The organism is Seramator thermalis (genome assembly GCF_004138125.1).
Lineage (GTDB): Bacteria > Bacteroidota > Bacteroidia > Bacteroidales > Dysgonomonadaceae > Seramator > Seramator thermalis.
In genome coordinates this window covers 13,298-39,468 of sequence record NZ_RXHS01000017.1, presented here as the reverse complement: position 1 = coordinate 39,468, position 26,171 = coordinate 13,298, and the positions used below count along the sequence as shown (strand labels likewise).

Sequence of the window (26,171 nt, the reverse complement as noted above, 5' to 3'; positions counted from 1 at the left end):
AAGCTCCCGTGTGATGGGAAATAAAGAAGCAATGTAAATACTTTATTTTGAGTAACACAAACAAAAACAAAAATGAAAACATTTGAATTAAAAGGCGAAATCAGAAACGATTTCGGCAAGAAAGCAGCTAAAACATATCGTTCACAGGGACTTATTCCTTGCGTGGTATATGGAGGAAGCAACGAAGAAAACCTGAATTTTCTGGTAAAGAGCGGTGATGTTCGCAAACTGATTTACACTCCCGAAGTGCAATTGGTTAGTCTTGACTTGGGTTCCAAAAAAATGAGAGCCATCATCAAGGAAATTCAATTTCATCCCGTGAAAGAAGAAATTCTTCATATCGATTTTCTGCATGTATTTGACGATGTTCCCGTCGTTATGGAAATTCCCGTTCAGTTGGAAGGCCTTGCCGAAGGAGTTCGTGCCGGTGGTAAATTATCGCTCGACATGCGCAAACTCAAGGTGAAAGCGCTTGCCGACAAATTACCGGAGAAATTGGTCATCGATGTTGAAAAGCTCCAGTTGGGTAAATCTATTCAAGTTGGCGAACTTCAATTCGAAGGATTGGAAATCCTCAACTCCAAAAACGCCGTTGTTTGTCGCGTTCAGCTTACTCGCGCTGCCAGAGGTGCTGCTGCAAAAGCATAATCGAGGTTTTACGAAAGATTTTTGGAATGAAATATCTGATTGCAGGTCTGGGAAATATCGGACCCGACTACGAAAATACCCGCCACAACATAGGCTTTATGATATTGGACGCTTTTGCAAAAGCGTCCAATGTTGTTTTTCAGGATAAGCGTTACGGATTTGTAGCCGAAACGCGACTCCGTAACCGGTCGCTCTTGCTGCTGAAACCATCCACGTTTATGAACCTGAGCGGCAACGCAGTGCGCTATTGGTTGCAACATGAGAAAATCGATAACGAGCATCTGCTGGTCGTGGTGGATGATTTGTCATTACCATTCGGTTCGCTTCGGCTCAAATCGAAAGGAAGCGATGCGGGGCACAACGGATTGAAGAACATTCAGGAGCTGATCGGCCAAAACTATGCCCGATTGCGCTTCGGCATCGGAAATGACTTTCCACGCGGTCGTCAAGTTGATTATGTATTAAGTGAATTTTCGGATGAGGAAAAAATCTTGCTCCCGCAAAAAATAGAAACAGCAGTGGACATCATTCGCAGTTTTTGCCTGTCGGGTGCAGATGTTACGATGAATCAGTACAACAAACGATAACAACCAACTTTCAACCAACAGCAAACGGCAATGGATGAGGTACGTATAGACAAATGGTTGTGGGCCGTTCGGATTTTCAAAACCCGAACAATTGCCGCCGAAGCCATCAAAAAAGGGCGAGTGATGGTTGGAGGTGTTGCCGTAAAACCTTCGCGCATGATTCGCGTGGGAGATGTTGTGCAAGTGCGCAAACCTCCCGTTACGTTTTCCTTCAAAGTACTTGCCTTGAGCGACAAGCGCATGGGGGCAAAGCTCGTTCCTCAGTTTATGGAAAACATCACCCCACCTGATCAATACGAATTATTGGAGCTCAACAAAATCAGCGGTTTTGTCGATAGACAGCGAGGAACAGGTCGCCCCACAAAAAAAGATCGCCGCAATTTGGAACAGTTCACCGATCAGTTCGATTTCGAAAATTTTGATTGGGACGATTAAATTTTCAGTTTCCCGTCCGCTTTGTCAAGACAAGGCACAAAATGCACTGTATCCGATTGCAGACAATAGGGCACATCGCCATCGGCGCCAGTGACCACTAACCGTCGATAATGATCGGTATCCTTTACATATTCCAACGGATTATTTTTAGCTTTTCGCCACAATTCGAGGGCAATGCGAAGGGCATCCGAATCGATTGTGATTTCCGACTTTTCCGATAAGCGCTCGGCAAAAGCACCTCCAAAAAGCATATCTTCTATATTGATTTTATTCTGCCATCCGGCACAAATCACCACCACGCGTCCTCCAATTGAAAGACATTTTTCGGTCAACACTTGCAAATTGCTAAAAGCGCCCACGAAAAGTTGACGACAGTTGCGTGCCTTTTCGATGGCTTGTGTTCCATTGGTTGTAGTGAAAACGACTTCTTTCCCCTCGACTTTTTCTCTTGGATAATCGAACGGAGAATTTCCGCCATCGGCAAAATCGCATTTTCGAGCGTTACGTTCGGCTCCTACCCGGTAACCCTCCGATTTATAACGTTGAGCCTCGGCAATATCTGCCACGGGGATCACGGCCGAAGCACCGTTTTGCAGCATGGCACATATTGTTGTCGATGCCCTGAAAATATCGGCAACAATCACGATGTCGCCCTCCTTTTCATAATAGGGGTAAAGAGCCGGAGAAGGGCATACGTCCACTGTCATAAGCATTGAGTTTTGTGCAAATTTACGAAATACATCCGGTTGTGAAGAATGAAGTGGGGAAGAAATGAGCATTAAATCATAAAATCCTCAAACCTTTGTATCAAACGAAAATTATCATGTAAATTTGGAGAAATTTTCACCGGTATCAATGGAAATGACCAACTACAAACTTATTCTTGGCTCCAACTCACCTCGTCGCAAAGAGTTGCTGTCGGGAATTGATATTGAATACGAGATTGTTGCGTTGCCCGATATTGAAGAATCGTATCCCGAAACCCTTCCGAAAGAAGAAGTGCCGGAATTTCTTGCACGAAAAAAAGCGTCGGCATACGTCGGAATGTTCTCGGATGATTCCCTGCTTTTGACTGCCGATACCATCGTGTTGCTCGAAGGCACTATTTTGGGCAAACCTGCAGATAAGGCCGAAGCCGCGAGAATGCTCCATTTTCTTGCCGCAAAAACACATCGCGTGATAACGGGAGTTTGCCTCACTTCGAAAACAAAGCAAGTATCTTTTTCCGATACTGCTTACGTTACGTTTGGCGAACTGTCTGACGAAGAAATAGAATATTACGTGGAGAAATACGAACCCCTCGACAAAGCCGGTGCTTATGGAGTGCAGGAATGGATCGGATATGTGGGCGTGGAGAGAATCGAAGGATCGTATTTCAACGTGATGGGACTTCCGATTTTCCGCGTCTATCGGGAAATCAAAAAGTTTTAAACCGATACGATTCCATCCATTAATTCCCAATTAAATCATCTCAGCTGTGGTGCGATTGAAAATTATCATGTAAATTTGTGTCGTGCAAACACGATGTGGCACAACAACATTCACTTCAACTAACAACATCATTGCTATGCTTACAGTCGAAAAAATCGGTGGAACGTCCATGTCACAATTTCAGGACGTACTCAACAACATCATCAAAGGCAATCGCAAAGGCGATGCTCTTTATAACCGCATTTTCGTGGTTTCGGCATATAACAACGTTACCAACTGGCTCCTCGAACACAAAAAAACCGGCGAACCCGGTATCTATCATAAATTCCTGCAAGGGGAAGATTTCAGCAGTGCACTTGACGATTTTTGCAAACGACTCTTGCTCATCAACGACGGCTTTGCCGATATCGGTCTCGATCTGAAAGAGGCACGCGATTTCATCCGTTTTCGAGTCGATCAGGCTAAAACGATTCTCTACAGTCTTTCGAAAGTGCTTGCCTCCGGCTATGTCAACCAGACCGATATTTATCTCGCTGCGCGAGAAATTCTTTCGTCTATCGGAGAAGCGCATTCGGCATGGAACTCGACGAATATCCTCAACAACAACGGCATCAACGCCCGTTTTGTGGATTTGTGCGGATTTAATGACAGCGAACCACTCACCATCGACCAACGTATTCACAAGGAGTTCAAAGATATCGATTTCAGCAAGATTTTGTGTATTGCCACAGGTTACACCAAAGGAACGGAAGGCATTATGCGCGCTTTCGATCGCGGCTATTCCGAAGTAACGTTCAGCAAAATCGCCGTTGATGTGAAAGCCGACGAAGCGGTGATTCACAAGGAATATCACCTGTCGAGTGCCGATCCCAAAATTGTGGGCGTGGAAAACAGCGTCCCCGTAGGTCATACCAATTATATTATTGCCGATCAGTTGGCCGACATCGGCATGGAAGCCATTCACCCGAAAGCTGCCAAACCTTTGGAATTGGCCGGCATCAACATTCGCATCAAAAATACGTTCGAACCGGAACATCCCGGAACAGTTATTTCGCGCGATTATATCTCGCCCGAACCACGTGTCGAAATTGTTTCAGGATCGCGCAAAGTCGTCGCTATCGAGGTGCACGACCCAATGATGGTGGGCGAACCCGGTTTCGACGGACACATCATGCAATACTTTCAGAAACACGGAGTGAGTTATATTCTCAAATCTACCAATGCCAACTCCATCACAATGGTTGTTTGGGACAATCCCAAATCGGTAGAATTGATCAAAGTACTTACCGATGTTTTTTATCAGGTTACGGCCCGACCGGTAGCCATTGTTTGCGCGATGGGGACAAATATCGCCATGCCCGGATTTCTCTATCGTGCTACCAAAGCGCTTTACGAAAAAGGAATCAACATCGAAAGTTTCGCACAATCACTTATGCAGGTCAATATGCAGTTTGTCATCAATCGCGAACATTATGAGGAAGCCGTGATTGCGCTCAACAAAGAGTTGTGTCATCATAAAGCATCGTAATAACGGATTTTTGGCAAGCGCTCACTAAATTAAGTTAAAGTTGGATACGCGACGTCCAACTTTTCTTTTTTTGTTTTTACTTTGCGAAACAAAGTACTTTTTATTTATGGAAAATAATAATGAAGCATTAAAAACGGTGCGCGATATTAAGTCGATGATGGAAAAATCGTCGCGCTTCACTTCGTTCAGTGGAACATCGGCTATCCTCATCGGAACGATAGCTTTGGCCGGAGCAGCAATGGTCAGATCGATGTTGCACGATACACTTGATTTGTCGATGGCGACAAGTTCATTATCAAAGTTAATTGCGGTCGGAATTGCCGTTTTCGTTCTTTCGTTGATCATCGTTCTGTTTTTCTCGGCTCAAAAAGCGCGCAAGGCGGGACAACAATTCGTGAACAAACAAATGTGGCGCACCCTTTTCAATTTTCTTTTACCTCTTTTTGTTGGCGGGCTGTTTTGTGCTTCGTTAATCGCAGGTGGCGAATATCGGTTATTGTCTCCTGCCATGCTGCTATTTTACGGGTTGGCTCTCGTAAATGCTTCAAAATATACTTACGGAAGCATTTTCTGGTTGGGCTGCACCGAACTGTTGACAGGCATTTTTTCGTTGTTTGTTCCATCCGATTATGCTTTGCTGTGCTGGTCAATCGGATTTGGATGGGTGCACATCGTGTATGGAATTTATTTTTATTTCGCGGTCGAACGCAGATAATTTTTTCGGTAATCAGTCAAACCGGTGAAAAATCCTCTCGAAGATATTAACAAGGCATTCGAAAGTAAAACCCGACTCGAAATTATGTCGGTTTTAATGGTAAACGACAAAATCGATTTCAATTCGTTGAAGGAGTTGCTCGGATTGACCGACGGCAACCTTGCAAGCCATACCCGCGCGTTGGAGAACTTGGGATATATTGTTTCCACAAAACGCTTTGTGGGTCGAAAACCTCAAACAACCTATTCGAAAACTCCTTTAGGCGAAAAAGCTTTCAAAGATCATCTGATGGCTTTGGAAGCTTTTATCCGACAAAATTTATGATACGATTTCCTTCTTTATGATGTTTCACTAAAATCAAAAATCCCAAATTTATGACATCTCCCGATTCTACGCAACGCAATCCTCAACGACACAATTCGGAAGGAAGTTTTCCGGAACGATATGCTACCACCATCAAACTGGTGATTATAGGGATACTGACACTCGTATTGCTTATCCCGCTTTTGATGATTCAATCGCTCATCGATGAACGACAAACTACCCGACAAAAAGCAATCGAAGAAATCACTTCGAAATGGGGTGGAAAGCAAACCATTACCGGGCCGTGTTTCGTCATTCCTTATACGAAAACGCTGATAAAGGATGATTTGCAAACCATTGTCGAGCAGAATTTGGTGCTGCTTCCCGAAGTGCTCCACGTTTCGGCCAATGCTGTTGTGGAAAGCCGCAAACGCGGCATCTATGATGCCTCCGTGTACGGATCGGATATCATTCTCAAAGGGTCATTCGATATGCAGGCTCTGGAGAAGTCGGGAGTCAGCCTTTCGCAAATAAAATGGGACGAAATTCGATTGATTTTAGGAATTTCGGATTTGAAGGGAATTAAGGAAATAAGTCCGTTGCAAATAGCCAGTGCAAACGTCGATTTTGAGCCGGGTATTCCTGTGCGCAATTTATCTTTAGGATTTGGTTCGTCAACTGTTGCCGAAAAGGAAGTGGCAACGAAAGAAAAAACCGGTAGTTTGTTCGGTCAGGGAATGAATGCGAAAATGACGTTCGACGAAAAAGATTCTCCAATTTATTCCGATTCACTGCCATTCTCCATGTCGATGAAATTGAACGGATCGCAAGGATTTTATGTGGTGCCGGTTGGAAAAGTTACGAAAGTGCACCTCTCATCGGACTGGGCTTCGCCCGGATTCGACGGCAATTTTCTACCGGACAGTCGCCAAATCGACCAAAACGGATTTACCGCCGATTGGAAAATTCTCGATATCAATCGCAGTTACGGTCAAATCATCACCGGCGACGACGATGCTTCGATGAGTCAGATGGCCGACTCACGTTTCGGCGTTCAGTTTGTCCAGTCGGTCGATCAATATCGGCAAAATATGCGCGCCGTGAAATATGGCATCCTCATTATTTTGCTCACTTTTGTAGCCGTATTCTTCATGGAAATGATCCGAAAAAATGCAGTGCATCCGTTCCGGTATCTGCTCATTGGGCTTGCCTTGGTACTGTTTTATTCGTTGTTGCTTTCGCTTTCGGAAGTATTGGGATTCGCCCCGGCATACCTTATCGCCGCCGCAATGACGGCAGTGCTTATTTCACTTCACTTGTCGAGCATTCTCCGAAGCGCAAAACAAGGTTGGCTGGTGGGCGCCCTGCTTGCAATTTTGTATGCATTTATTTTCATGCTGATCCACATGGAAAGTTACGCTCTTTTGGCCGGTAGTCTTGGGCTGTTCGTTATACTTGCCTTGGTGATGTATTTTTCGAAGAAATTCAATCTGTAGAATTTTTTTGGGAGATCAGGAAAGACTTGTTGCTGAATATGGGTAAAATTACTCGTATATATTCACTCTTCGTTTTGTAGAACGACCATTTCACTGCCACATGATGTATTTCCCATTTTGCGGAACGACCAATCACTATTCGAAAAGGTTACCGAACTGTTAAAGGAAGGATAATTTTTCGTCTGAAATTACCGTTTGTTATCACGAGGAACGACTTTTGTGCAGACACAAAACCTACTTTCCGCTATGAGGAACGACTTTTTATCGGTAAAACACTCCTTCCGCAGGATGCGGAGTGCCCTATTTCTGCTACTTTGCTTGCTCCGCATTGCGCGGAACGACCTTTGTTTGTTCGAACTGTTCACTCCGCAAAATGAGGAACGACCTTTGTCACCCGAAAAAGGTTGTTCGGCGTTAAAAGCAACGACCTTTGTTCGCAGACAAAACTCACTCGTCGCCGTGAGGAACGGCTTTTGTGTCTGCACAAAAGTCACTCTCCCTTAAAAATAGTTATCGAAAACGGCACAACATTCCATAATTTGTTAACGGAATGGGTCATGTAAATCGTAAAAGGTCGGTCGTCAAAGTGAAAAGCGACCATTTTGGGTTCACAAATGCCATTCCGCATTTTGGAAAGTACGTTTTGTGTGAACACAAAGGTCACTCGTCAAAATGGAAAGTGACCAATGTTATGACACAAAACCTACTCGTCGCGTTAGAAAGTGTAAAAAGTGATATAAAACTGCCGTTTCAACTTAACGACTATAGCTAAATGTAAACGAATGTGAACATATTTACGAATTAAAAATAATGTAATATTAAATAAATATTGATGATTATTTTAGGTAATTAACTAAATCCTAACAGGTTTTCAAAACCTGTTAGGATTGAAACCTTACAAATCACCTTCGTAATGTTGATAAAGAAAATCGTTATAAGGGAAGCGTGTAATGTGAATTTCTTTCACCTTTTTGTAAATCAATTGCTTCAGCTCATCAATATTTTCTTTTTCCTTTGCGGAAATAAAAATGCAGTTGTCTTGCAGTTTGTTCATCCAGGTTTGTTTCAACTCTTCGAGCGAATAGTTTTCGCGACGTTTGGGAGTCAGGTCGTCATCTCCCTTTACCACGTGTGTGAAAGCATCGATTTTATTAAATACCAGAATGGTAGGTTTCGGTGTTTTGTCAATTTCGTAGAGCGTTTTTTCCACCACTTCTATTTGTTCTTCGAATGCGGGATGCGAAATATCCACAACATGCAATAAAATATCGGCCTCACGCACTTCGTCGAGGGTAGATTTAAACGACTCAATCAGGTTGGTGGGCAATTTACGAATGAAACCCACCGTATCGGTGAGCAAAAACGGCAGGTTGTCGATAGTTACCTTGCGCACCGTGGTGTCAAGCGTAGCAAACAATTTGTTTTCGGCAAAAATTTCCGATTTACTCAGCAGGTTCATCAATGTGGATTTTCCCACATTGGTGTATCCCACCAGCGCCACACGCACCATTTTGCCCCGATTTTTACGCTGGACGGATTTTTGCATGTCGATGTCCTTCAACTCTTTCTTCAGACGCGAAATTTTGTCGAGAATGATGCGGCGGTCTGTTTCCAACTGTGTTTCACCCGGACCGCGCATAATTACGCCACCACCACCATGCTGGCGTTCGAGGTGGGTCCACATGCGCGTAAGTCGCGGCAGCAGATACTGATATTGGGCAAGTTCAACCTGCGCTTTGGCATGAGCTGTTTGTGCGCGCATGGCAAAGATGTCGAGGATGAGACTTGTCCGATCGAGGATGCGGATCTTCAATTCTTTTTCGATATTGCGGATTTGCTTGGCTGACAGTTCATCGTCAAAAATGGCCACGCCGATTTGATTTTCTTCGTCGGCAACGTATTCCTTTATTTCCTGCAGTTTGCCTGCACCGACAAAAGTAACCGAATTGGGCATTTCGAGCCGCTGAACGAAGCGTTTTTCGGGAACAATACCGGCCGTTTCGGCCAAAAAGGCCAACTCGTCGAGATATTCATTCACCTTCTCTTCGCTTTGATCGGGTGTGATAAGTCCGACCAAAATGGCTTTTTCACTTTTTATTTCGGTAATTATGAGGTCTTTCATTCGAATTTCTTGTAATTTTTTTTCGTGCGTTCAAACAACAAATTTCGCAATAATTTTTTATTTCGTATTACGCGCCGGCAAATTTAATTCGATTTACGGCGTGGAAAGGAATAAAGACAAGAACTACCCCTTACAAATTGTTTGCGAACAAAGGATCTGCATTGATCTCTCCATTCTTACTTGAGATACGTTTCATAATAAATCGACGTTCAAAATTCATTTATCCGTAAATTCGTCAGATTATTTATCGCATCCAACTTGTCCGTTGAAAATCGTCATGTAAATGGCTAATACCAATCCATATTGTTATAAGGCGAGCTGTTGCGTTGGTATTTGAGATCTTGCAATAACGAAGCGTTTGCGCGAATCACAAAGTTGTATGATTTGTAGGGCCCGAGCGGAATAAAGTTGGCTGACATGCTCCAGCAGTGGAGGTTTCGAGAGATGGAGCAATTCACGCTCGTAAATTTTTTGAGATCGAAATTAAAGTCGGTATTGAAGGTGAAATTCCAGTTTTTTGTGGGCTGTATCGATCCGCTAAAACCTAAATTGTGGGTAAATTCGCCCTTGTATTCCATTTTATCGTAGTCAAATTCGCTTCCCAATCCATAGCGGATAGAATAGTTGAAGGATAAGTTCCAATTGACCGAATTTTTCAGATAACCATCTGCATCATACTCGCCTTGACTTTGTTCGTCAGATTCGAAAACGCTTGTGCGTGGTGTTTCTTCATTAGGGTTTCGTCCCAGTGTCCCGTCGTCCGGCAGTTCGGTAATGTTTTCTCCTTCTTTGTTTTCGTCTTTTCCGGTTTCTTTGTCTCTACCGAACAGTTTATTGAAAGTGTCCTGATTGAATGAATACGAAAATGAGGTTCCTGTACCCATCAATCGACCAAAGCCTTTGCCATGACCGATTCGCAATTTATCGACATGAACCGGGCGTCCGTTTGCGTCGAGTTCGTAGATGTACGGATCCCATGAACCGCTCAAACTCAGTGTGTACGATTTCGATAGTTTCAGTCGGATGTTCGTATTGATATTGCTCCATTTCATCGAGTCGGCCATCATGTTGTAGCTAAAACTAATGCCGAGATCGTCGATGAGACTGATTTTTTTATACCCGGTAGAGTCGTTGTCGCTGCGTACTTTCATTTCGACGTTGTTTTTGAAATCGAATCCGATACTTCCGCTTTCTCCTGTAGGAGCTGTACCGAACATCATACGGCTGTAGGGTGAATAGGTATATTCCACGTCCTCTCCATACTCATCTTTGTAGTAATATGTTTCGTAGAAATTGTAACGCGGTTTCCCGAAATCGGGAGTATAGCCCAAACTTATGGACGGCGAAAATACGTGTCGGATAGTTTGTACCTTGTCGCCGAATATTTTCCACGGCGTGTAGAATCCATACAACTTGGTGTTGAAACTCAAAGATGTGCTATAATCGTAAACGCGTTGAAATCCATAAATCGTGTCCACCACGACGTTTTGTTTTTTTACCGGATCCCACGCCTGCATGTGTTTCGAGGTGTACCAACGCTCGTTGTAGTTGATAGACGGGGAAATCTGAATGTAATCGAAAAGTGTGAAAGTGGCACTGATGGGAATGCTATGACGCATGCCATTAGTCCAGTCTTTTACCAGATTCGATTGAAGAAAACGGTTTTCTTTTGTTGTGATAGAATTACGAAACTCACCCGAATAGCTCATCGATATTTTCTCATACCAGCGCTCGTCGCCAATGGCATCCTTTCGTTTGAATGGATAGATTCTACTCATGTTGATAGAGACGTTGGGCAGTGTGGCAGAAATAGTGGAATCGCGAGATACCTGATTGATGTTCATGGTAGCCGAAAGACTCCAGGGAGAATCAGGGAATCGTTGAGTAAGACTGACGCTGGAGCTTTTGGTATTGTTCGAAGATTCGCGATTGTATAAATAGGATAAATCGTTAAGGTTTGCCTTACTGGTCGAAAAATTGACGCTGGCCGATAATGTGCGATACATATTCGCTTTGGGGTCTTGTGAATGTGTCCAGTTTACGCGAAAATCTTTCGAAACCGAATAGTCCGGCAATCCCTTGTCTCCAAGAACCGTGTTTAGATAATAGGTGTTGAAACTGCCCGAAAATTTGTAACGCTTGCGGTAGTTCGAACGCGCGCCGATGCCCCAACTCCCTTTTGTGTATATTTCGCCCGTGATCGCCAGATCTACATAATCATTTATGGCCCAATAATAACCTCCGTTTTGCAGATAAAAGCCACGACTCATTTCATCTCCATAACTGGGCATGATGATTCCTGAAGAATAGGTTTGGGTAAACGGGAAAAATGCAAAGGGAAGAACAACCGGAAAAAGCGGCACATCCGCCACCACCAGCCATGCAGGGCCGGTAACAACATCTTTTCCGGGTCGGACTTTTGCTTTCGATAAATTCAGATAAAAATGCGGATGATCATGCAAGTCGCAAGTAGTATATTTGGCGTTGCGCATATAAAATGAATTGTCGGAATTCATTTTTGCATCCTTCGCCACGATGTATCCTTCGCCCTGTTGTGTTACAACTTGGTTGATGAATGCCTTCCGGGTTTGGAAGTTGTAACGAACTTTTTTCATTTCGTACTGCGTCCCGTTATCGTCGAAAACGGGATAGCCAAATTCTTTGCCTACAGAATCGAGACCGTAGGTAGATGAAATGGTATTGCTATCGAGATCGGCGGTAATAAACGCGCCTTTTATCCCAATTTTCCCATATTTCACTTCGGCTTCGCCGTACAAAAACCCAAGATTGTCTTTTGTGAATATCATCGAATCTTGGGCGGTGTAATATACGGGGGCTTCGAGTGTTTCCTTTTTTTGATTGAGACTATCGATTTTTAGTGAGTCATTTGGAGCTGCACCCTGGAGGTTGGTTGGTGGTAAAGTGTCATTGCTCAGCGTTCTTGTTTGAGAAAAAGAAAGTTGAGAAAGAAGCAAAAAGAATATGGTAAGTATGCCGATCTCCGAGTATCTCATCAAAAACTGCTGATAGCGTATGGTTTCGAAGCACAAAGCTAATCATTAATGCGATAATCTGCCTCACATTTTATCAAAAAGAAACTTAACTGAATTCCAACAGCATATTTTTAAGACGATCGAAATCGTTGGGCAAAAAAATCGATTGCTTTGGCTGACGCATGAATTCCGACAACCTTTCGGGAATTTCTATGGTTTTTCCGATGCAATTTTCCACCACTTCCTTAAATTTTGCGGGATGTGCCGTAGCGAGAAAAATTCCTTTTTCGTCGTCATTTTTTCTTTCCTTCAATGCTTTGTAGGCACAAGCTCCATGCGGATCGAGCAGATATCCTGTTTGCTCGTATGTTTCGCGAATAGTTTTTCGGATTTCGTCGTCGTTGTACGTGTTCCCTGAGATATCGTTTGCGATCGATGCATGTTCGGCGTGATACAAATCGAGAATTCGGTCGAAATTGCTGGGAGCGCCCACGTCCATAGCGTTGGCAATGGTCTGAACGGAGGGTTTCGGCTGATACAGACCTGTTTCAAGATAGCGAAAAAACACATCGTTGCGGTTATTGGCAGCCACGAAGCGGTTCACGGGTAAGCCCATTCGCTTTGCGAACAATCCTGCCGTAAGATTTCCCAAATTTCCGCTGGGTACGGAAATTACCACATTGTCGGCACTGTTTTGAGCCGCCAGTTGGGCAAAGGCATGGAAGTAGTAGAACGATTGGGGCAGAAAACGTGCTACGTTGATGGAATTTGCCGATGTCAGATTTAGTTTTCGGTTCAGCTCATCGTCCATAAATGCCGCTTTCACCAATGCCTGGCAATCGTCGAACGTGCCGTCGATTTCCAATGCTACAATGTTTCGCCCGAGCGTAGTGAATTGCGCTTCCTGAATATCGCTCACTTTTCCCGAAGGATAAAGAACAAATACCTGAATGCCTTCTACGCCCAGAAAACCGTTTGCCACGGCACTTCCCGTGTCGCCCGAGGTTGCCACCAGCACTTTCACGTCGCTTTGTCCTTGTTCCTTTACGAAATAGGACAGCATGCGTGCCATAAATCGAGCGCCGACATCTTTGAAGGCAAAAGTAGGGCCGTGAAACAATTCGAGAACATACACATCTTCCTCAACCTTATGCAGCGGAATTTCGAAGTTGAGCGTGTCTGCAACGATTGCGTCCAGTTTTTCTTTCGGGATATCCTCTCCAAAGAAGGCTTGAGCCACTGTTTGTGCTATTTCTGTCAGGCTTTTCTCTCCAATATGATCAAAAAAATCTTTCGGTAACCGGTTTATTTTCTCCGGCATGTAAAGTCCCTTATCCGGGGCCAACCCTTTCACCACTGCTTCGCGAAGAGTGGCTTCCGGAGCTTTATGATTTGTGCTGTAATATTTCATTTCTTTACTTCTTTATTTCTTCACTTCTCATTTCTCACTTCTTATTTTCTATCCCAATCAGTGTTTTCATAAACTCGTCTCCGTGCAGCAAGCTGAAACCGCCATTTTGTGCCGAAAATTCGTCATATTGCTCCACCGAATCGGGTTCGATGCCCTTATGATAGATCACGAAAGGAATGGCTGCCCGCGTGTGCGTTCGGAGGGCACAGGGTGTCGGGTGATCGGGTAGTACCGCAATTGCAACGGGTTCGTCCCATTTTTCGGTCTCTTCATAAATTGTTTTCAGTACCCTATGATCGAGAAATTCGATGGTTTTTATTTTGAGAGGAACATCGCCTTCGTGGCCGGCTTCGTCGCTCGCTTCGATATGAAGATACACGAAATCTTTCTTTTTCAGTTCATCCAAAGCTGCTTGCGCTTTGCCTTCGTAGTTGGTATTGTACAGTCCCGTGGCACCTTCCACCAGAATCACCTCCAGTCCTGCATATACGCCTATGCCTCGAATCAGATCTACTGCCGAAATCACCGATCCGCTTTGGATAGGAAACATCTCGCTCAGCGGCTGCATCTGCGGTCGATATCCCGGCGACCACGGCCAAATGCTGTTTGCGGGATCTTTGCCTTCGGCAATACGTTTTTTGTTGATGGGATGATCGGCCAAAATCTCCTGCGAAGCCAGTATCAGTCGATTGAGAGCTTCGGCAGTGAGCTTCGAAGCCTCGTCTGTCGGTTTTATCAAAGCCGGACGAAAAGGCTTCTCGGGAATGTCGTGAGGCGGTGTGCAATCGATGTGTTTATTGCCGCCTTTCATCTTCAGTAGATGACGATAGGAAACGCCCGGAAAGAAGGTGAAGGTTTCGTCGCCCAATTTTTCGTTCAGAAAAGCGATGAGTTCTGCCGCTTCTTCCGATGAAATATGGCCTGCCGAATGATTTTTCAATAAATCGCCTTCGATGCAAACCAAGTTGCATCGCATGGCCATTTCTCCTGGCAGAATATCCACGCCCATACTTGCCGCTTCCAATACGCCGCGACCTTCGTAAACTTTCGGGACGTCGTATCCCATCACCGACAGATTGGCAATCTCGCTTCCGGGAGCAAATCCTTCGGGAACGGTGTCGAGCATGCCGCTGCGACCTTTCTTCGCCAACAAATCCATCGTTGGCGTGTGTGCCACCTGCAGTGGTGTTTTGTTTCCCAATTGGGCTATTGGTTCGTCGGCCATGCCGTCACCCAAAACAATAATGTATTTCATTTTTCCTGTATTTTAGTTGTATTGCTGCGATTTATTTTTCTGCTGCCCTCCAATCATCGAATGTTTGCAATGGAAATGATGTCGGCAAAGACGCCTGCCGCCGTCACGCTGGCACCGGCCCCGTATCCTTTGATTACCATCGGATATTCGTTGTAGCGTTCGGTCGTGATCATGATAATGTTGTTGCTTCCTTCCAAATCGTAGAACGGATGCCCCTTTTCGATCTCGCGTAGGCCGACTTCGCATTCTCCACGCTCGTAGGTCGCCACGAAACGAAGTTTCTTGTCTTCTTTGGCCAGCTCCTTGCGTCGTGCTTCGAAATATTCGTCCATTTCGGAAATCGTATTCCAAAATTCTTCCAGTGTCCCTTCGAAATATTTTTGGTCGATAAACAGGTGTTTCTTCACGTCCGACTGTTCCACTCTGGCTCCTGCTTCGCGCGAGAGAATGATCAGCTTCCGAATCACATCCAGTCCGCTCAGATCGATGCGCGGATCGGGTTCGGCATATTGGGCTTCTACCGCCATGCGGATGGCTTTGCTGAAAGGGATGTTTTCGCTCAACGTGTTGAAAATGAAATTGAGCGTACCGGAGAGCACGGCTTCGAGTTTCAAGATATTGTCGCCGGAATTCACCAGCGAGTTCATCGTGTTGATGATCGGAAGTCCTGCCCCCACATTGGTTTCGAACAGAAACTTCACGCCGGTTTTGCGTGCGGTTTCTTTCAATTTGTGATAATTGTCGTACGACGATGAGGCGGCTATTTTGTTGGCCGTCACCACCGAAATGTTTTTCGACATCAATTCCTCGTAAAGCGAAGCGATATCGGCACTTGCCGTGCAGTCCACAAATACGGCGTTGAAAATGTTCATTTTCAGAATCTCATCGCGAATGAGTTTGGGAGAGCTTTTTACGCCGTTCGTCATCAGGTTGTCCATATAGTTTTCGAGCGATATTCCTTCTCTCGAAAAAAGTGCTTTGCGACCGTTGGCAATTCCCACGATGTTGATGCGCAGTTTGTTTCTATCTTTCAGAATTTGCTGTTGCTGCTTGATTTGGTCCAGTAGTTTGCTTCCCACCGTACCGGTTCCGACTACGAAAAGGTTCAACTCCTGGTAGAGCGAAAGGAAAAACGAATCGTGGATGACATTGAGCGATTTTCGCAAATCGTTTTTCGAAATCACGCACGAAATGTTGGTTTCGCCCGCTCCCTGTGCCAGCGCCACGATGTTGATGCCGCTGCGTCCCAGCGTTTCGAAAAACTTGCCCGCTATGCCAGGCACGTGTCTCATGTTTTGTCCTACGATGGCAATGGTGGCCAAATCATATTCAACCTGAATTTCGTTGATGCTGCCCATTGCTATTTCGTGAGCAAACTCATGGTTGAGCACTTTTTGCGAAAGAGCCGCATCAACGGAACGAACACCTATCGACGTGCTGCTTTCCGACGAGGCTTGCGACACCAGAAACACACTGATGCCTACATTGGCCAGCGCCGTGAAGATGCGTTTGTTGACGCCGATCACGCCTACCATTCCCAAGCCGGTGATGGTGATGAGTGCCGTATCGTTGATGGACGAAATTCCTTTGATGATTTTCCCGTTCGGCGTGGGCTCGATGTGCCGAATGAGAGTGCCTTCAGAGGCGGGATTTAGCGTATTTTTTACGTAAATGGGGATGTTTTTGTGATACACCGGGAAAATTGTTGGCGGATAAATCACTTTTGCCCCGAAGTTCGAAAGCTCGATGGCTTCGGTGAACGAAAGTTCCTCGATCACATAAGCCGAATTGATGATTTTGGGATCGGCCGTCATGAAACCGTCCACATCGGTCCATATCTCGAGCATCGAAGCATCCATCGCGGCAGCTATAATGGCCGCGGTGTAGTCCGATCCGCCTCGTCCCAGATTGGTGATGTCGCCGTTGTCCTTGCTCGACGATATAAAGCCCGGCACAACTGCCACCTTGTCGAATGGATCTTTCGAAAATGTTTTTCGAATCAGTTCGTTCGACAAATCCAAATCGGGCATGTGCCGCGCAAACTGTTTTGTGGTTTTGATAAATTGGGTAGCGTCGTAGAGTTTGGCGCCGTCTATCACTTTGCCGATGATAATCGACGAAAGTCGTTCGCCATAGCTTACTATTTTGTCCGAAGTTTTTTGCGACAGATCGCCAATCAGAAATACCCCGCGCAAAATGTTTCTCAATTCGTCGAATAGAACTTGAGTTTTCCGGCGAACTTCCTCTTTGTCGGGTGGCGAAACGATCATTGCTTCGATCAGCTCCTCGTGTCGGAGTATGATTTCCTCGAGCATCGGTTTGTATCCGGCATTGCCCTTCACGGCAAAATCGGCAGAAAGAAGCAGTCGGTCGGTAACGCCGCCGAGTGCCGATACTACTACGATCACGGGTGCTTCTTCGGCTTCAACGATCTGTTTTACCGATTTGATCGATTCGGGAGAACCGACGGACGAACCGCCAAATTTCATTACTTTCATCTTGGATATCGATATTTCGTTCGCTACGGAGCGAACGGTGATTGGTTTGTTTGGAAATGTTTTTGATTGTAAGAATCGAAGGTGATTCTTGGGAATGGGGTGTTGTGAATTGCCCTTGTTGTTTGGAAAAAAGAAGATCAGATAACCCCGCAAGGGGTCATCATCGAGGTAGTGTATTGGGTGTATGTGAAATGCAACAATGGCATCGCAGAATGATTTTGTTGCAAAGATAGCTGAATTATGGAAAAAATGAAATAAAAATCGAAAAAAAGATGTAATTTGATCAATGAAGCCCCGTTTTCAATGTTTTCTTTGACAGAATCGTGCAATATCCGGACAGCATGGCTACTTCCAACAGATTTCTTACGAAATGGTGAGTGCCGCCAAAGTCCCCACGTCATTTGAAAACCAAAAAAAAATATGTACTTTTGCGAAAATCAATCTGTTTCCTGTCGGAATGAAAATCGACCGAACTCATTTTTTCGGCATCTTTTGGCCGGCTTTTTTGTCAATCGCCATACTTTCGTCCTGCGGCAAAGGGGAAAGTAAACATCCGCTCGACGATTTCGAAACCATTCGTCGGAAGGATACGCTTACCGTGCTTACACTCAATACCTCCACATCCTATTTTATCTATCGCGATCAACCGATGGGCTACCATTACGACATGATTCGCGATTTTTGCGACAAACACGATCTGGAACTGAACATCGTGCTTGCGCAAAATTCCGCTTCGCTGGTAGAAATGCTTTTGCAGGGCGCAGGAGACGTGATTGCCTACAATGTGCCGGTGGAAAACCGACTCAAGGATTCGCTTATCTATTGCGGATTGACCCACATATCGCATCAGGTTTTGGTGCAACGGGCCAACAGGGGCGACACGCTGCTCACCGACGTCACACAACTGGTGGGTAAAGATGTAACCGTCATTTCCCGAACCAAGTATTACGACCGCGTTGTCAATCTCAACGAAGAGTTGGGCGGCGGGATCAACATCGTGGCCGTCGATAAGGATACGGTGGTGGTGGAGGATTTGATCCGGATGGTTTCGAACGGCGAAATTGCATATACCGTTGCCGACGATTATCTGGCACGATTAAACAAAACATACTTTTCCAATATCGATATATCGCTTCCGGTGAGTTTCGATCAGCGGTCGTCGTGGGCCGTGCGCAAAGATAGTCCCGTTTTGGCCGACTCGCTCGACGCCTGGTTTGCCCGCGCAAATGCCGAACCCTCTTACCGCCGAATTACGAAGCGCTACTTCGAAGAATCCAAGAATTTTGCGATGGCCGGCGATTTGGCAGTTACAGCTTTTTTCAAACCCGGGCAACTGTCGCCTTACGACGATTACTTTAAAAAATATGGAGCCGAATACGGTATCGATTGGCGTCTGCTTGCCTCGGTGGCTTATCAGGAATCGACGTTTGTAAACGGCAACGAATCGTGGGCCGGCGCTGCCGGAATCATGGGACTGATGCCTTCTACGGCGGCGAGTTTGGGCGTGAGCCGGCAAGATATTTTCGATCCCGAACTCAATATCAAGGCTGCCACCTTTTATCTGAAAAGGCTTATTCAGGCATTTTCGTCCATCGAAAACCCCGATGAGCGCATCAAGCTGGCACTTGCCGCCTACAACGGCGGAATCGGTCATGTGTACGACGGTCAGGCGCTTGCCCAAAAATACGGTTCCGATCCGCAAGTGTGGGACGATAGCGTGGAAAAATATTTGAGTCTGAAACGTTTTGAGAAATATTACAAAGATCCGGTGTGCAATTCGGGCTATTTTCGCAGCGACGAAACTCTCCGGTATGTAGACGAGGTGATGCGGCGCTGGGAACTATATCGACAAAAGGTGAAGTAGATATTCTGTCTGCAAGGGGAAGCAAACACGCGAAGTGAAATCGTTGTGTGCTTGGCGAGTCTGCCGATGTGTTTTTCGTCAATTTAGCGCACTCTCACGAGCAGCGGCCAAAGCCTCGAACAAAACGAGGAGACAATGCGCGGGGCATCGTCTCCTCTCCATTGCGATTCGCCGTCGAATGGTCAATATTCTGTTATTCAACGCTTGTCCGAAATCCCGAATTCCATCCACTGCGTTTGCGGAAATTCGAGTTTTACCACTTTTTTGGCTTCACTGTATTTTTGGGTCAGCTCTTCCATCTTGGCGTTCAACGCATCGGTTTTCGACTTCAGGTCGGCTTTCAGTTTTTCCTGCTCGTCGTTAAGTTTTTTCGCTTCGGTGCGAATGCTTTCCATTTCGGTTACGAAAGCGGAATCGATGCCGCGTTTCGATATTTTTTCTGCGTTGGCATTCAATGCCGTTACCATCACTTGTGCCTGAGAAATCATCTCGGCAAAACTCAATTTTGATTTTGACATAGATTATAAATTTTAGTGAATAAAATAATTGAGGACAACGAAAACGTGATTTTCGATGCTGTCCTTTTATCTGCACTCGAATACAAAGTTTTTCTGTCTCGCGAAACATTTGATGCACCTGTAGGAAACCTTCCTACAGATGCAAAATTGTTTCCTATACCTGTAGGAACTCTTCCTACACTTCGAAAATTGTTTCCTACACTTGTAGGAAACTTCCCTACATGTGGAAAATGATCTCCTACATCTGTAGGATGAGTCCCTACACGTCGAAAATTGTTTCCTACACCTGTAGGGTCTTTTCCTCGAGGTGAGAGATCGGATGAAAGCACTCGATGGGGCTCCCCTTACCGGTTGGCATACATTTCGTCGTAGTAGCGCTGATAATCGCCGCTGGTAACGTTGTCCATCCATTCCTGATTGTCGAGATACCAACGAACGGTTTTTTCGATGCCTTCTTCAAATTGTAGCGAAGGCTCCCATCCGAGTTCGTTTTTCAGTTTCGACGAATCGATGGCGTAGCGTAGGTCGTGCCCCGCGCGGTCGGTAACGAAGGTGATGAGGTGATCGGACGCGCCCTCGGGGCGATTGAGCAACCTGTCCACCGTACGGACGATTACACGGATCAGGTCGATATTTTTCCATTCGTTGAAGCCGCCGATGTTGTAGGTCTCGCCATCCCGGCCGTGATGAAAAATAACATCGATGGCGCGTGCATGATCTTCCACGAAAAGCCAGTCGCGCACGTTTTCGCCCTTGCCATACACGGGCAGCGGTTTGTTGTGACGAATGTTGTGGATAAAAAGCGGTATGAGTTTTTCGGGAAACTGGTAGGGCCCGTAGTTGTTGGAGCAGTTCGAAATAACCACAGGCAGTCCGTAGGTATCGTGATAGGCGCGTACGAAATGGTCGCTGCTTGCCTTCGAAGCCGAGTAAGGGCTGTGAGGATTGTAGCGGGTGTCTTCGGTGAACAGTGTTTCGTCGAAATCCAAAGCGCCATACACTTCGTCGGTGGAGATATGATAAAATCGCTTTCCGGCATAATCGCCTTCCCATGTCATTTTGGCTGCCTGCAGCAGCGACAGGGTACCCATCACGTTGGTGCGGGCAAAGGTGAAGGGATCTTTGATGCTCCGATCGACATGGCTTTCGGCCGCGAGGTGAATGACGCCGTCGATGGCATATTGCTCGAAGAGCGAGAGCATATCGTCGAGTTCGCAGATGTCGCCTTTCACGAAAACGTAATTGGGACGGTCTTTGATGTCTTTCAGGTTGGCCAGATTGCCGGCATAAGTGAGTTTGTCGAGATTGATGATGCGATAGTCGGGATATTTGTTCACAAACAGCCGAACCACGTGCGATCCGATGAATCCGGCGCCGCCCGTAACGAGGATATTTCGAGAGAATGATTGTGCCATAACATAATATATTATAATGTGATGATTGGATGAATTCGGATTCGGATAAAAAACTATATTGACAACGATTGTGCAAACTCACTGAAAGTGGGATGCTTTTTGTCTTTCTCGGATAAAAGGATGGATTCGGGCGGAATTTGCCAATCGATATTCAACGTTGGATCGTTCCACAAGATGCCTCCTTCGGCCTGTGGCGCGTAATAGTTGTCGCATTTGTATTGAAATACGGCTTCGTCGCTCAGCACTACAAATCCGTGAGCAAAGCCGCGCGGGAGGAAAAACTGCAGTTTGTTCTCTTCCGAGAGTTCAACCGCCACATATTGCCCGAAAGTGGGAGAGTGGGGTCTGATATCGACGGCCACGTCGAGCACCCGCCCAAGAACCACCCGCACGAGTTTTGCCTGAGCAAAAGGAGGTTTCTGAAAATGCAGTCCGCGCAGCACGCCGTAGCCCGATCGTGATTCGTTGTCCTGCACAAAGTGTGTGTCGGCGATGTTTTGGCGAAACCACTCTTCGGAATACGATTCGAAAAAATAGCCGCGCGGGTCGCCAAAAACTTTTGGTTCGACGATAAATACTCCGGGTATTGTCGTTTCGATTTTTTTCATAAACAAAATGATGCTTTCGGAAGATTATTTCTTGACCAGCCTGATCAGATACTGCCCATATTGATTTTTTTTCATCGTCTCGGCCAGGTGGAGCAATTGTTCGTTGGAAATCCATCCGTTTTGCCAAGCAATCTCTTCGAGACAGGCAATTTTGAGTCCTTGCCGTTTTTCGAGCACTTCCACGAATGTGGATGCTTCCGAGAGCGAATCGTGCGTCCCCGTGTCGAGCCAGGCAAATCCTCGACCGAACAATTCCACTTTCAAAGCGCCCCGATTGAGATATTCCTGATTGACAGTCGTGATTTCGAGTTCGCCCCGAGCCGACGGCTTGATGTGTTTTGCAATCTCCACCACGCTGTTGGGATAAAAATAAAGTCCCACCACCGCATAGTTCGATTTGGGATGTTCGGGCTTTTCTTCGATGCTCAGCACATTGCCTTCGGCATCGAATTCGGCCACGCCGTAGCGTTCGGGATCGTTGACGTAGTAGCCGAACACGGTAGCAGTTTGTAGCCTTTCGACGTTATCGACAGCCGACCTGAGCATTGCCGTGAAACTTTGGCCATGAAAGATATTGTCGCCCAGCACCATGCAGACGCTATCGTCGCCGATAAACTCCTCGCCGATGATAAAGGCTTGTGCCAAACCTTCGGGACGGGGTTGTTCGGCATATTCGAAGCGAAGGCCGTAATCGGAACCGTCGCCCAGCAATCGCCGGAATCCGGGTAAATCCTGCGGCGTGGAAATGATGAGGATGTCGCGAATGCCGGCCAGCATCAGGGTTGAAATGGGATAATACACCATTGGTTTGTCGTAGATTGGCAGCATTTGCTTCGAAACCCCTTTGGTAATAGGGTAAAGGCGTGTTCCGCTGCCGCCTGCCAATACAATTCCTTTCATGATGTTTTCTTTTTTTGTCGGTTTTATCAAGCAAAGTTACATGATAATTTTCAATCGGCGTCAAGGTTGGGCTATTTAATTGGGAGTTGGCGGCAGGTCGATCCGAAAATGACAGTTGAGGGGGGGACTTTCTTATCGTCTTTATTTTTCGAATTGCTATAAAATAATTCTGTCAACCTAAAAAAGAAAAAAATCATTATCTTTGCGCGATGATGTTATTTGTAAGTAACATGAGTGACAAAAAACTTACAAAACATTGAATTAACCCCCAATAGATATTGGCCAAATGTCGGTAGAAATAAAAAAAGTTGACGGTAAGGAGATGCTCAAACAGTTTGTGCATTTCGGTATTGATTTATATAAGGGCAACGAATATTATGTCCCGCCCTTGATTTATGACGAGTTGGCAACGTTGAACAAAGAAAAAAATCCCGCATTCGATCATTGCGAAGCTACCTATTTCATGGCATTTCGCGATGAAAAGCCGGTGGGTCGCATTGCTGTTTTCGTCAATTACAAAGCTAACGAAGTATGGAATGAGCAAAATGCACGGTTCGGATTTGTGGATTTCATCGACGACAACGAGGTGGTTGATGCACTTTTCGGCGCGGCCGAAAGTTGGGCGCGTTTTAAAGGAATGAAAAAGATACATGGCCCGATGGGCTTCACCGATCTCGATCCGGAAGGATTGCTTATAGAGGGTTTCGACCGGATCGGAACCATGTCCACGCGTTACAGCTATCCCTATTACAAGGATCAGATCGAACGCTTGGGCTATGTCAAAGATCAGGATTGGTACGAATACCTGATACCGGTGCCGAAGGAAATTCCCGAACGGTTTATGCGTGTGGGAGAAGCCGTGAGAAAAAGATTTCGCCTTACGGTGAAAAAGTTTGACAACAAAAAAGATGTGTGGCCTTATGCAAAAGATATTTTCACGTTGATCAATCGTGCATATCAAAACATTTACGGATATGTGCCTCTCACCGATCGCCAGATTGATTACTACGTGAATATGTATATCCCCATGCTGCGACTCAATTTTCTTTCGCTTGTGCTGCGTGAGGAGGACAACAAAATCGTGGGCGTCGGCATAGGCTTACCCAGTTTGGCAAAGGCATTGCAGAAAGCCGAAGGAAAGTTTCTGCCTACCGGTTGGTATCACCTTTACAATGCCTTGAAAGGAAAAAACAATAAGGTGCTCGATTTGTTGTTGATCGGCGTCGATCCGGAGTATCAGGGCAAAGGAGTGAATGCCCTCATCTTTAGCCAATTTATTCCGGAGGCCATCGACCTCGGATTCGAGTATGCAGAGAGCAATCCCGAATTGGAAACCAATGGGAAAGTGCGCTCGATGTGGGAAGATTTCAATGCCAAGCATCACAAAACAAGAAGGGCATACATCAAGAGTCTTTGATTGCAACACGATCGAAGATATTCAGGTTGATTGTTTTAATTTTTCAGGAAGATTTTAGAAAGGACGGTGGATAAAGAAGTGGCAGAATTAGATAAAAATTTGCTTTCAACTAACGGGAATTATCAGGAAGAAAACATCGTTACGCTTGAATGGCAGGAGCATATCCGTCGCCGCCCGGGCATGTACATCGGAAAGTTGGGCGACGGTTCGTCGTATGACGACGGTATTTACGTACTGCTCAAGGAGGTGCTCGATAATTCCATCGACGAGTTTATGATGGGTTTCGGAAAAACCATCGAAGTGAAAATCGAAGGGTCAAATGTCAGTGTCCGCGATTACGGTCGTGGTGTACCACTCGGCAAAGTGAAGGATGTTTCTTCCAAAATGAATACAGGCGCCAAGTACGACTCAAAGGCTTTCAAGAAATCGGTGGGGCTCAACGGTGTCGGCATCAAAGCCGTTAACGCGCTTTCGTCGCGTTTTTTTATTGAAAGTTACCGCGATGGCAAATCGAGTTGTGTGGAATACCAACGCGGAATCGTGGTTCGTGAAGAAACTTCCGATGCGACGGGCGAAAGCAACGGTACGCTTGTGTCGTTTACGCCCGATCCGGAAATATTCGACGGATATGTTTATCGGGAACAGTTTATTGAACCGTTACTCAAAAACTATGTATTTCTGAATACCGGCTTAACGATTGTTTTCAACGGAAAGAAATATACGTCGAAAAACGGACTTGAAGATCTGCTCAACGAAAATCTGACGTCCGAAAATCTCTATCCCATCATTCATCTTTATGGTGAAGACATTGAAGTAGCCATCACCCACACCAATCAGTACGGAGAAGAATATTACTCGTTTGTCAACGGGCAGCACACTTCGCAGGGCGGAACGCATCTTTCGGCTTTTCGCGAGGCTTCGGCACGCACCATCAAGGAATTTTTCAATCGCAATTTCGAATATTCCGATATTCGTAACGGCATTGTGGCTGCAATCAGCATCAAAGTGGAGGAACCGGTTTTTGAATCGCAAACCAAAACGAAGCTCGGATCGAGAGACATGTCACCCAATGGCGTTTCCGTTAACAAATATATCGGCGACTTTCTGAAAAAAGAGCTCGACAATTATTTGCACAAAAATCCCGAAACAGCCGATATTCTTCAGAAAAAAATTCTTGATTCGGAAAAAGAACGTAAAGCCATTGCAGGCGTAACCAAACTCGCGCGTGAAAGAGCAAAAAAAGCAAGTCTGCACAACAAAAAATTGCGCGACTGCCGCATTCATTATAATGATGCCAAAGGCGATCAGCTCGACGAAACATCTATCTTTATCACCGAGGGTGATTCGGCGAGCGGTTCTATCACCAAAAGTCGCGATCCGAATCTACAGGCCGTTTTCAGTCTGCGCGGGAAACCGCTTAACTGCTTCGGACTTACAAAAAAAATCGTTTACGAAAATGAGGAATTCAATTTGCTGCAGGCAGCCCTCAATATCGAAGACGGCATGGAAGGGCTTCGCTATAATAAGGTGATCATCGCCACCGATGCCGATACCGATGGTATGCATATACGACTGCTGTTACTCACGTTTTTCCTGCAATTCTTTCCTGATTTGATCAAGAAAAATCACGTATATATCCTGCAAACGCCGTTATTCAGGGTGCGTAACAAGAAAAAAACAATTTATTGCTACACCGACGAAGAACGCCTCGCTGCCATCGACGAATTAGGGCCGAATCCCGAGATAACACGATTCAAAGGTTTGGGCGAAATATCGCCTGACGAATTTCGTCATTTCATCGGCCCCGACATGCGACTTGACAGAGTTACCATGCGTAAGGAAGACTTGTTGAAAGAGCTGTTGGAGTTTTATATGGGCAAAAATACGCCTGAGCGCCAGAATTTCATCATCGAAAATCTGGTGATCGATGGGGATGAAGTGGCATAGGTTTTCATCACGATACAAAATACGCGAGCATTTCTGCTTGACTTTAATCGAATTTTTGGCGCGTTGCTCCCGAATAAACA

At 45.6% G+C, this 26,171-nt stretch carries 22 protein-coding genes; 12 read left to right on the top strand and 10 right to left on the bottom strand.

What is annotated here, in order from left to right; translation table 11 throughout:
• Positions 1-72: 72 nt before the first annotated feature.
• The 3 genes from EJN84_RS10935 to EJN84_RS10925 are packed head-to-tail and all read left to right on the top strand — an operon-like array spanning position 73 to position 1,670.
• On the top strand, positions 73-648 hold the full coding sequence (locus EJN84_RS10935; protein WP_129595456.1) for a 50S ribosomal protein L25/general stress protein Ctc: 576 nt from the start codon (positions 73-75) through the stop codon (positions 646-648).
• A gap of 26 nt (positions 649-674) precedes the next feature.
• On the top strand, positions 675-1,235 hold the full coding sequence (gene pth, locus EJN84_RS10930) for an aminoacyl-tRNA hydrolase (RefSeq protein ID WP_129595455.1): 561 nt from the start codon (positions 675-677) through the stop codon (positions 1,233-1,235).
• A gap of 30 nt (positions 1,236-1,265) precedes the next feature.
• Positions 1,266-1,670 (top strand): RNA-binding S4 domain-containing protein, encoded by a 405-nt coding sequence (locus EJN84_RS10925; RefSeq protein ID WP_129595454.1) that lies wholly within the window; start codon positions 1,266-1,268, stop codon positions 1,668-1,670.
• Here EJN84_RS10925 and EJN84_RS10920 read toward each other — a convergent pair.
• The gene (locus EJN84_RS10920; protein WP_129595453.1) at positions 1,667-2,377 is read right to left on the bottom strand and encodes a 2-phosphosulfolactate phosphatase; all 711 of its coding nucleotides are present in this window, start codon (positions 2,375-2,377) and stop codon (positions 1,667-1,669) included. The two genes, EJN84_RS10925 and EJN84_RS10920, sit on opposite strands and share 4 nt — an antisense overlap.
• Before the next feature lie 148 nt (positions 2,378-2,525).
• Here EJN84_RS10920 and EJN84_RS10915 point away from each other — a divergent pair, with 148 nt between their 5' ends.
• The 5 genes from EJN84_RS10915 (at position 2,526) to creD (ending at position 7,143) form a co-directional block, all read left to right on the top strand.
• Positions 2,526-3,101: a Maf-like protein gene (locus EJN84_RS10915; protein ID WP_129595452.1), complete on the top strand. Its 576-nt coding sequence runs from the start codon at positions 2,526-2,528 to the stop codon at positions 3,099-3,101.
• Positions 3,102-3,237: 136 nt separating this feature from the next.
• On the top strand, positions 3,238-4,629 hold the full coding sequence (locus EJN84_RS10910) for an aspartate kinase (protein ID WP_129595451.1): 1,392 nt from the start codon (positions 3,238-3,240) through the stop codon (positions 4,627-4,629).
• A 106-nt stretch (positions 4,630-4,735) separates the two neighbouring features.
• A complete protein-coding gene (locus EJN84_RS10905; RefSeq protein WP_129595450.1) occupies positions 4,736-5,344 on the top strand; it encodes a hypothetical protein in 609 nt (202 codons plus the stop codon).
• A 24-nt stretch (positions 5,345-5,368) separates the two neighbouring features.
• Entirely contained in the window at positions 5,369-5,668 is a 300-nt protein-coding gene (locus tag EJN84_RS10900; protein WP_129595449.1) for a winged helix-turn-helix domain-containing protein, read from the top strand.
• Between the two features lie 50 nt (positions 5,669-5,718).
• Positions 5,719-7,143: a cell envelope integrity protein CreD gene (gene creD / locus EJN84_RS10895; RefSeq protein ID WP_129595448.1), complete on the top strand. Its 1,425-nt coding sequence runs from the start codon at positions 5,719-5,721 to the stop codon at positions 7,141-7,143.
• A gap of 895 nt (positions 7,144-8,038) precedes the next feature.
• Here the strand turns inward: creD and hflX are convergent.
• The 5 genes from hflX to thrA form a co-directional block, all read right to left on the bottom strand.
• Positions 8,039-9,265, bottom strand: coding sequence for a GTPase HflX (gene hflX / locus EJN84_RS10890; protein WP_129595447.1), 1,227 nt, complete (start codon positions 9,263-9,265; stop codon positions 8,039-8,041).
• 287 nt (positions 9,266-9,552) lie between these two features.
• On the bottom strand, positions 9,553-12,279 hold the full coding sequence (locus EJN84_RS10885) for a putative LPS assembly protein LptD (RefSeq protein WP_129595446.1): 2,727 nt from the start codon (positions 12,277-12,279) through the stop codon (positions 9,553-9,555).
• A gap of 85 nt (positions 12,280-12,364) precedes the next feature.
• Positions 12,365-13,669 carry a threonine synthase gene (gene thrC / locus EJN84_RS10880; protein ID WP_129595445.1) on the bottom strand — a complete coding sequence of 435 codons (1,305 nt, stop codon included), beginning with the start codon at positions 13,667-13,669 and terminating at the stop codon, positions 12,365-12,367.
• Between the two features lie 34 nt (positions 13,670-13,703).
• A complete protein-coding gene (locus EJN84_RS10875) occupies positions 13,704-14,924 on the bottom strand; it encodes a cofactor-independent phosphoglycerate mutase (protein WP_129595444.1) in 1,221 nt (406 codons plus the stop codon).
• 53 nt (positions 14,925-14,977) lie between these two features.
• The gene (thrA, locus tag EJN84_RS10870; protein WP_129595443.1) at positions 14,978-17,422 is read right to left on the bottom strand and encodes a bifunctional aspartate kinase/homoserine dehydrogenase I; all 2,445 of its coding nucleotides are present in this window, start codon (positions 17,420-17,422) and stop codon (positions 14,978-14,980) included.
• Between the two features lie 457 nt (positions 17,423-17,879).
• Between thrA and EJN84_RS10865 the strand changes: the two genes are divergently transcribed.
• Positions 17,880-19,286: an MltF family protein gene (locus EJN84_RS10865; RefSeq protein WP_129595442.1), complete on the top strand. Its 1,407-nt coding sequence runs from the start codon at positions 17,880-17,882 to the stop codon at positions 19,284-19,286.
• Positions 19,287-19,483: 197 nt separating this feature from the next.
• Here EJN84_RS10865 and EJN84_RS10860 read toward each other — a convergent pair whose 3' ends face one another.
• Complete coding sequence (locus tag EJN84_RS10860) at positions 19,484-19,804, bottom strand: hypothetical protein (protein WP_129595441.1); 321 nt, start codon at positions 19,802-19,804, stop codon at positions 19,484-19,486.
• Positions 19,805-19,819: 15 nt separating this feature from the next.
• On the opposite strand from EJN84_RS10860, the gene EJN84_RS12295 reads away from it, so the two are divergent.
• A complete protein-coding gene (locus EJN84_RS12295; RefSeq protein WP_165004289.1) occupies positions 19,820-20,038 on the top strand; it encodes a hypothetical protein in 219 nt (72 codons plus the stop codon).
• A 110-nt stretch (positions 20,039-20,148) separates the two neighbouring features.
• Here the strand turns inward: EJN84_RS12295 and rfbB are convergent, their stop codons facing one another.
• Genes rfbB through rfbA form a run of 3 tightly spaced genes read right to left on the bottom strand, consistent with a single transcriptional unit; the run spans position 20,149 to position 22,727 of the window.
• On the bottom strand, positions 20,149-21,219 hold the full coding sequence (gene rfbB, locus EJN84_RS10850; protein WP_129595440.1) for a dTDP-glucose 4,6-dehydratase: 1,071 nt from the start codon (positions 21,217-21,219) through the stop codon (positions 20,149-20,151).
• Positions 21,220-21,272: 53 nt separating this feature from the next.
• On the bottom strand, positions 21,273-21,827 hold the full coding sequence (rfbC, locus tag EJN84_RS10845) for a dTDP-4-dehydrorhamnose 3,5-epimerase (RefSeq protein ID WP_129595439.1): 555 nt from the start codon (positions 21,825-21,827) through the stop codon (positions 21,273-21,275).
• A gap of 24 nt (positions 21,828-21,851) precedes the next feature.
• Positions 21,852-22,727, bottom strand: coding sequence for a glucose-1-phosphate thymidylyltransferase RfbA (rfbA, locus tag EJN84_RS10840; RefSeq protein ID WP_129595438.1), 876 nt, complete (start codon positions 22,725-22,727; stop codon positions 21,852-21,854).
• Between the two features lie 286 nt (positions 22,728-23,013).
• On the opposite strand from rfbA, the gene EJN84_RS10835 reads away from it, so the two are divergent.
• Both EJN84_RS10835 and EJN84_RS10830 read left to right on the top strand, forming a co-directional pair.
• Positions 23,014-24,144, top strand: coding sequence for a hypothetical protein (locus EJN84_RS10835; protein ID WP_129595437.1), 1,131 nt, complete (start codon positions 23,014-23,016; stop codon positions 24,142-24,144).
• Between the two features lie 78 nt (positions 24,145-24,222).
• Complete coding sequence (locus EJN84_RS10830) at positions 24,223-26,091, top strand: DNA topoisomerase IV subunit B (RefSeq protein ID WP_238944007.1); 1,869 nt, start codon at positions 24,223-24,225, stop codon at positions 26,089-26,091.
• Positions 26,092-26,171 lie beyond the last annotated feature (80 nt).

Coding starts and splice junctions, on each gene's coding strand:
- pth (WP_129595455.1), top strand. CDS start 675: ATGAAATATCTGATTGCAGGTCTGGGAAATATCGGACCCGACTACGAA.
- rfbC (WP_129595439.1), bottom strand. CDS start 21,827: ATGAAAAAAATCGAAACGACAATACCCGGAGTATTTATCGTCGAACCA.
- EJN84_RS10925 (WP_129595454.1), top strand. CDS start 1,266: ATGGATGAGGTACGTATAGACAAATGGTTGTGGGCCGTTCGGATTTTC.
- EJN84_RS10875 (WP_129595444.1), bottom strand. CDS start 14,924: ATGAAATACATTATTGTTTTGGGTGACGGCATGGCCGACGAACCAATA.
- EJN84_RS10915 (WP_129595452.1), top strand. CDS start 2,526: ATGGAAATGACCAACTACAAACTTATTCTTGGCTCCAACTCACCTCGT.
- EJN84_RS10905 (WP_129595450.1), top strand. CDS start 4,736: ATGGAAAATAATAATGAAGCATTAAAAACGGTGCGCGATATTAAGTCG.
- rfbA (WP_129595438.1), bottom strand. CDS start 22,727: ATGAAAGGAATTGTATTGGCAGGCGGCAGCGGAACACGCCTTTACCCT.
- EJN84_RS10860 (WP_129595441.1), bottom strand. CDS start 19,804: ATGTCAAAATCAAAATTGAGTTTTGCCGAGATGATTTCTCAGGCACAA.
- EJN84_RS10920 (WP_129595453.1), bottom strand. CDS start 2,377: ATGACAGTGGACGTATGCCCTTCTCCGGCTCTTTACCCCTATTATGAA.
- EJN84_RS10835 (WP_129595437.1), top strand. CDS start 23,014: ATGTCGGTAGAAATAAAAAAAGTTGACGGTAAGGAGATGCTCAAACAG.
- thrC (WP_129595445.1), bottom strand. CDS start 13,669: ATGAAATATTACAGCACAAATCATAAAGCTCCGGAAGCCACTCTTCGC.
- thrA (WP_129595443.1), bottom strand. CDS start 17,422: ATGAAAGTAATGAAATTTGGCGGTTCGTCCGTCGGTTCTCCCGAATCG.
- creD (WP_129595448.1), top strand. CDS start 5,719: ATGACATCTCCCGATTCTACGCAACGCAATCCTCAACGACACAATTCG.
- EJN84_RS10910 (WP_129595451.1), top strand. CDS start 3,238: ATGCTTACAGTCGAAAAAATCGGTGGAACGTCCATGTCACAATTTCAG.
- EJN84_RS10935 (WP_129595456.1), top strand. CDS start 73: ATGAAAACATTTGAATTAAAAGGCGAAATCAGAAACGATTTCGGCAAG.
- EJN84_RS10865 (WP_129595442.1), top strand. CDS start 17,880: ATGAAAATCGACCGAACTCATTTTTTCGGCATCTTTTGGCCGGCTTTT.
- EJN84_RS10885 (WP_129595446.1), bottom strand. CDS start 12,279: ATGAGATACTCGGAGATCGGCATACTTACCATATTCTTTTTGCTTCTT.
- rfbB (WP_129595440.1), bottom strand. CDS start 21,219: ATGGCACAATCATTCTCTCGAAATATCCTCGTTACGGGCGGCGCCGGA.
- hflX (WP_129595447.1), bottom strand. CDS start 9,265: ATGAAAGACCTCATAATTACCGAAATAAAAAGTGAAAAAGCCATTTTG.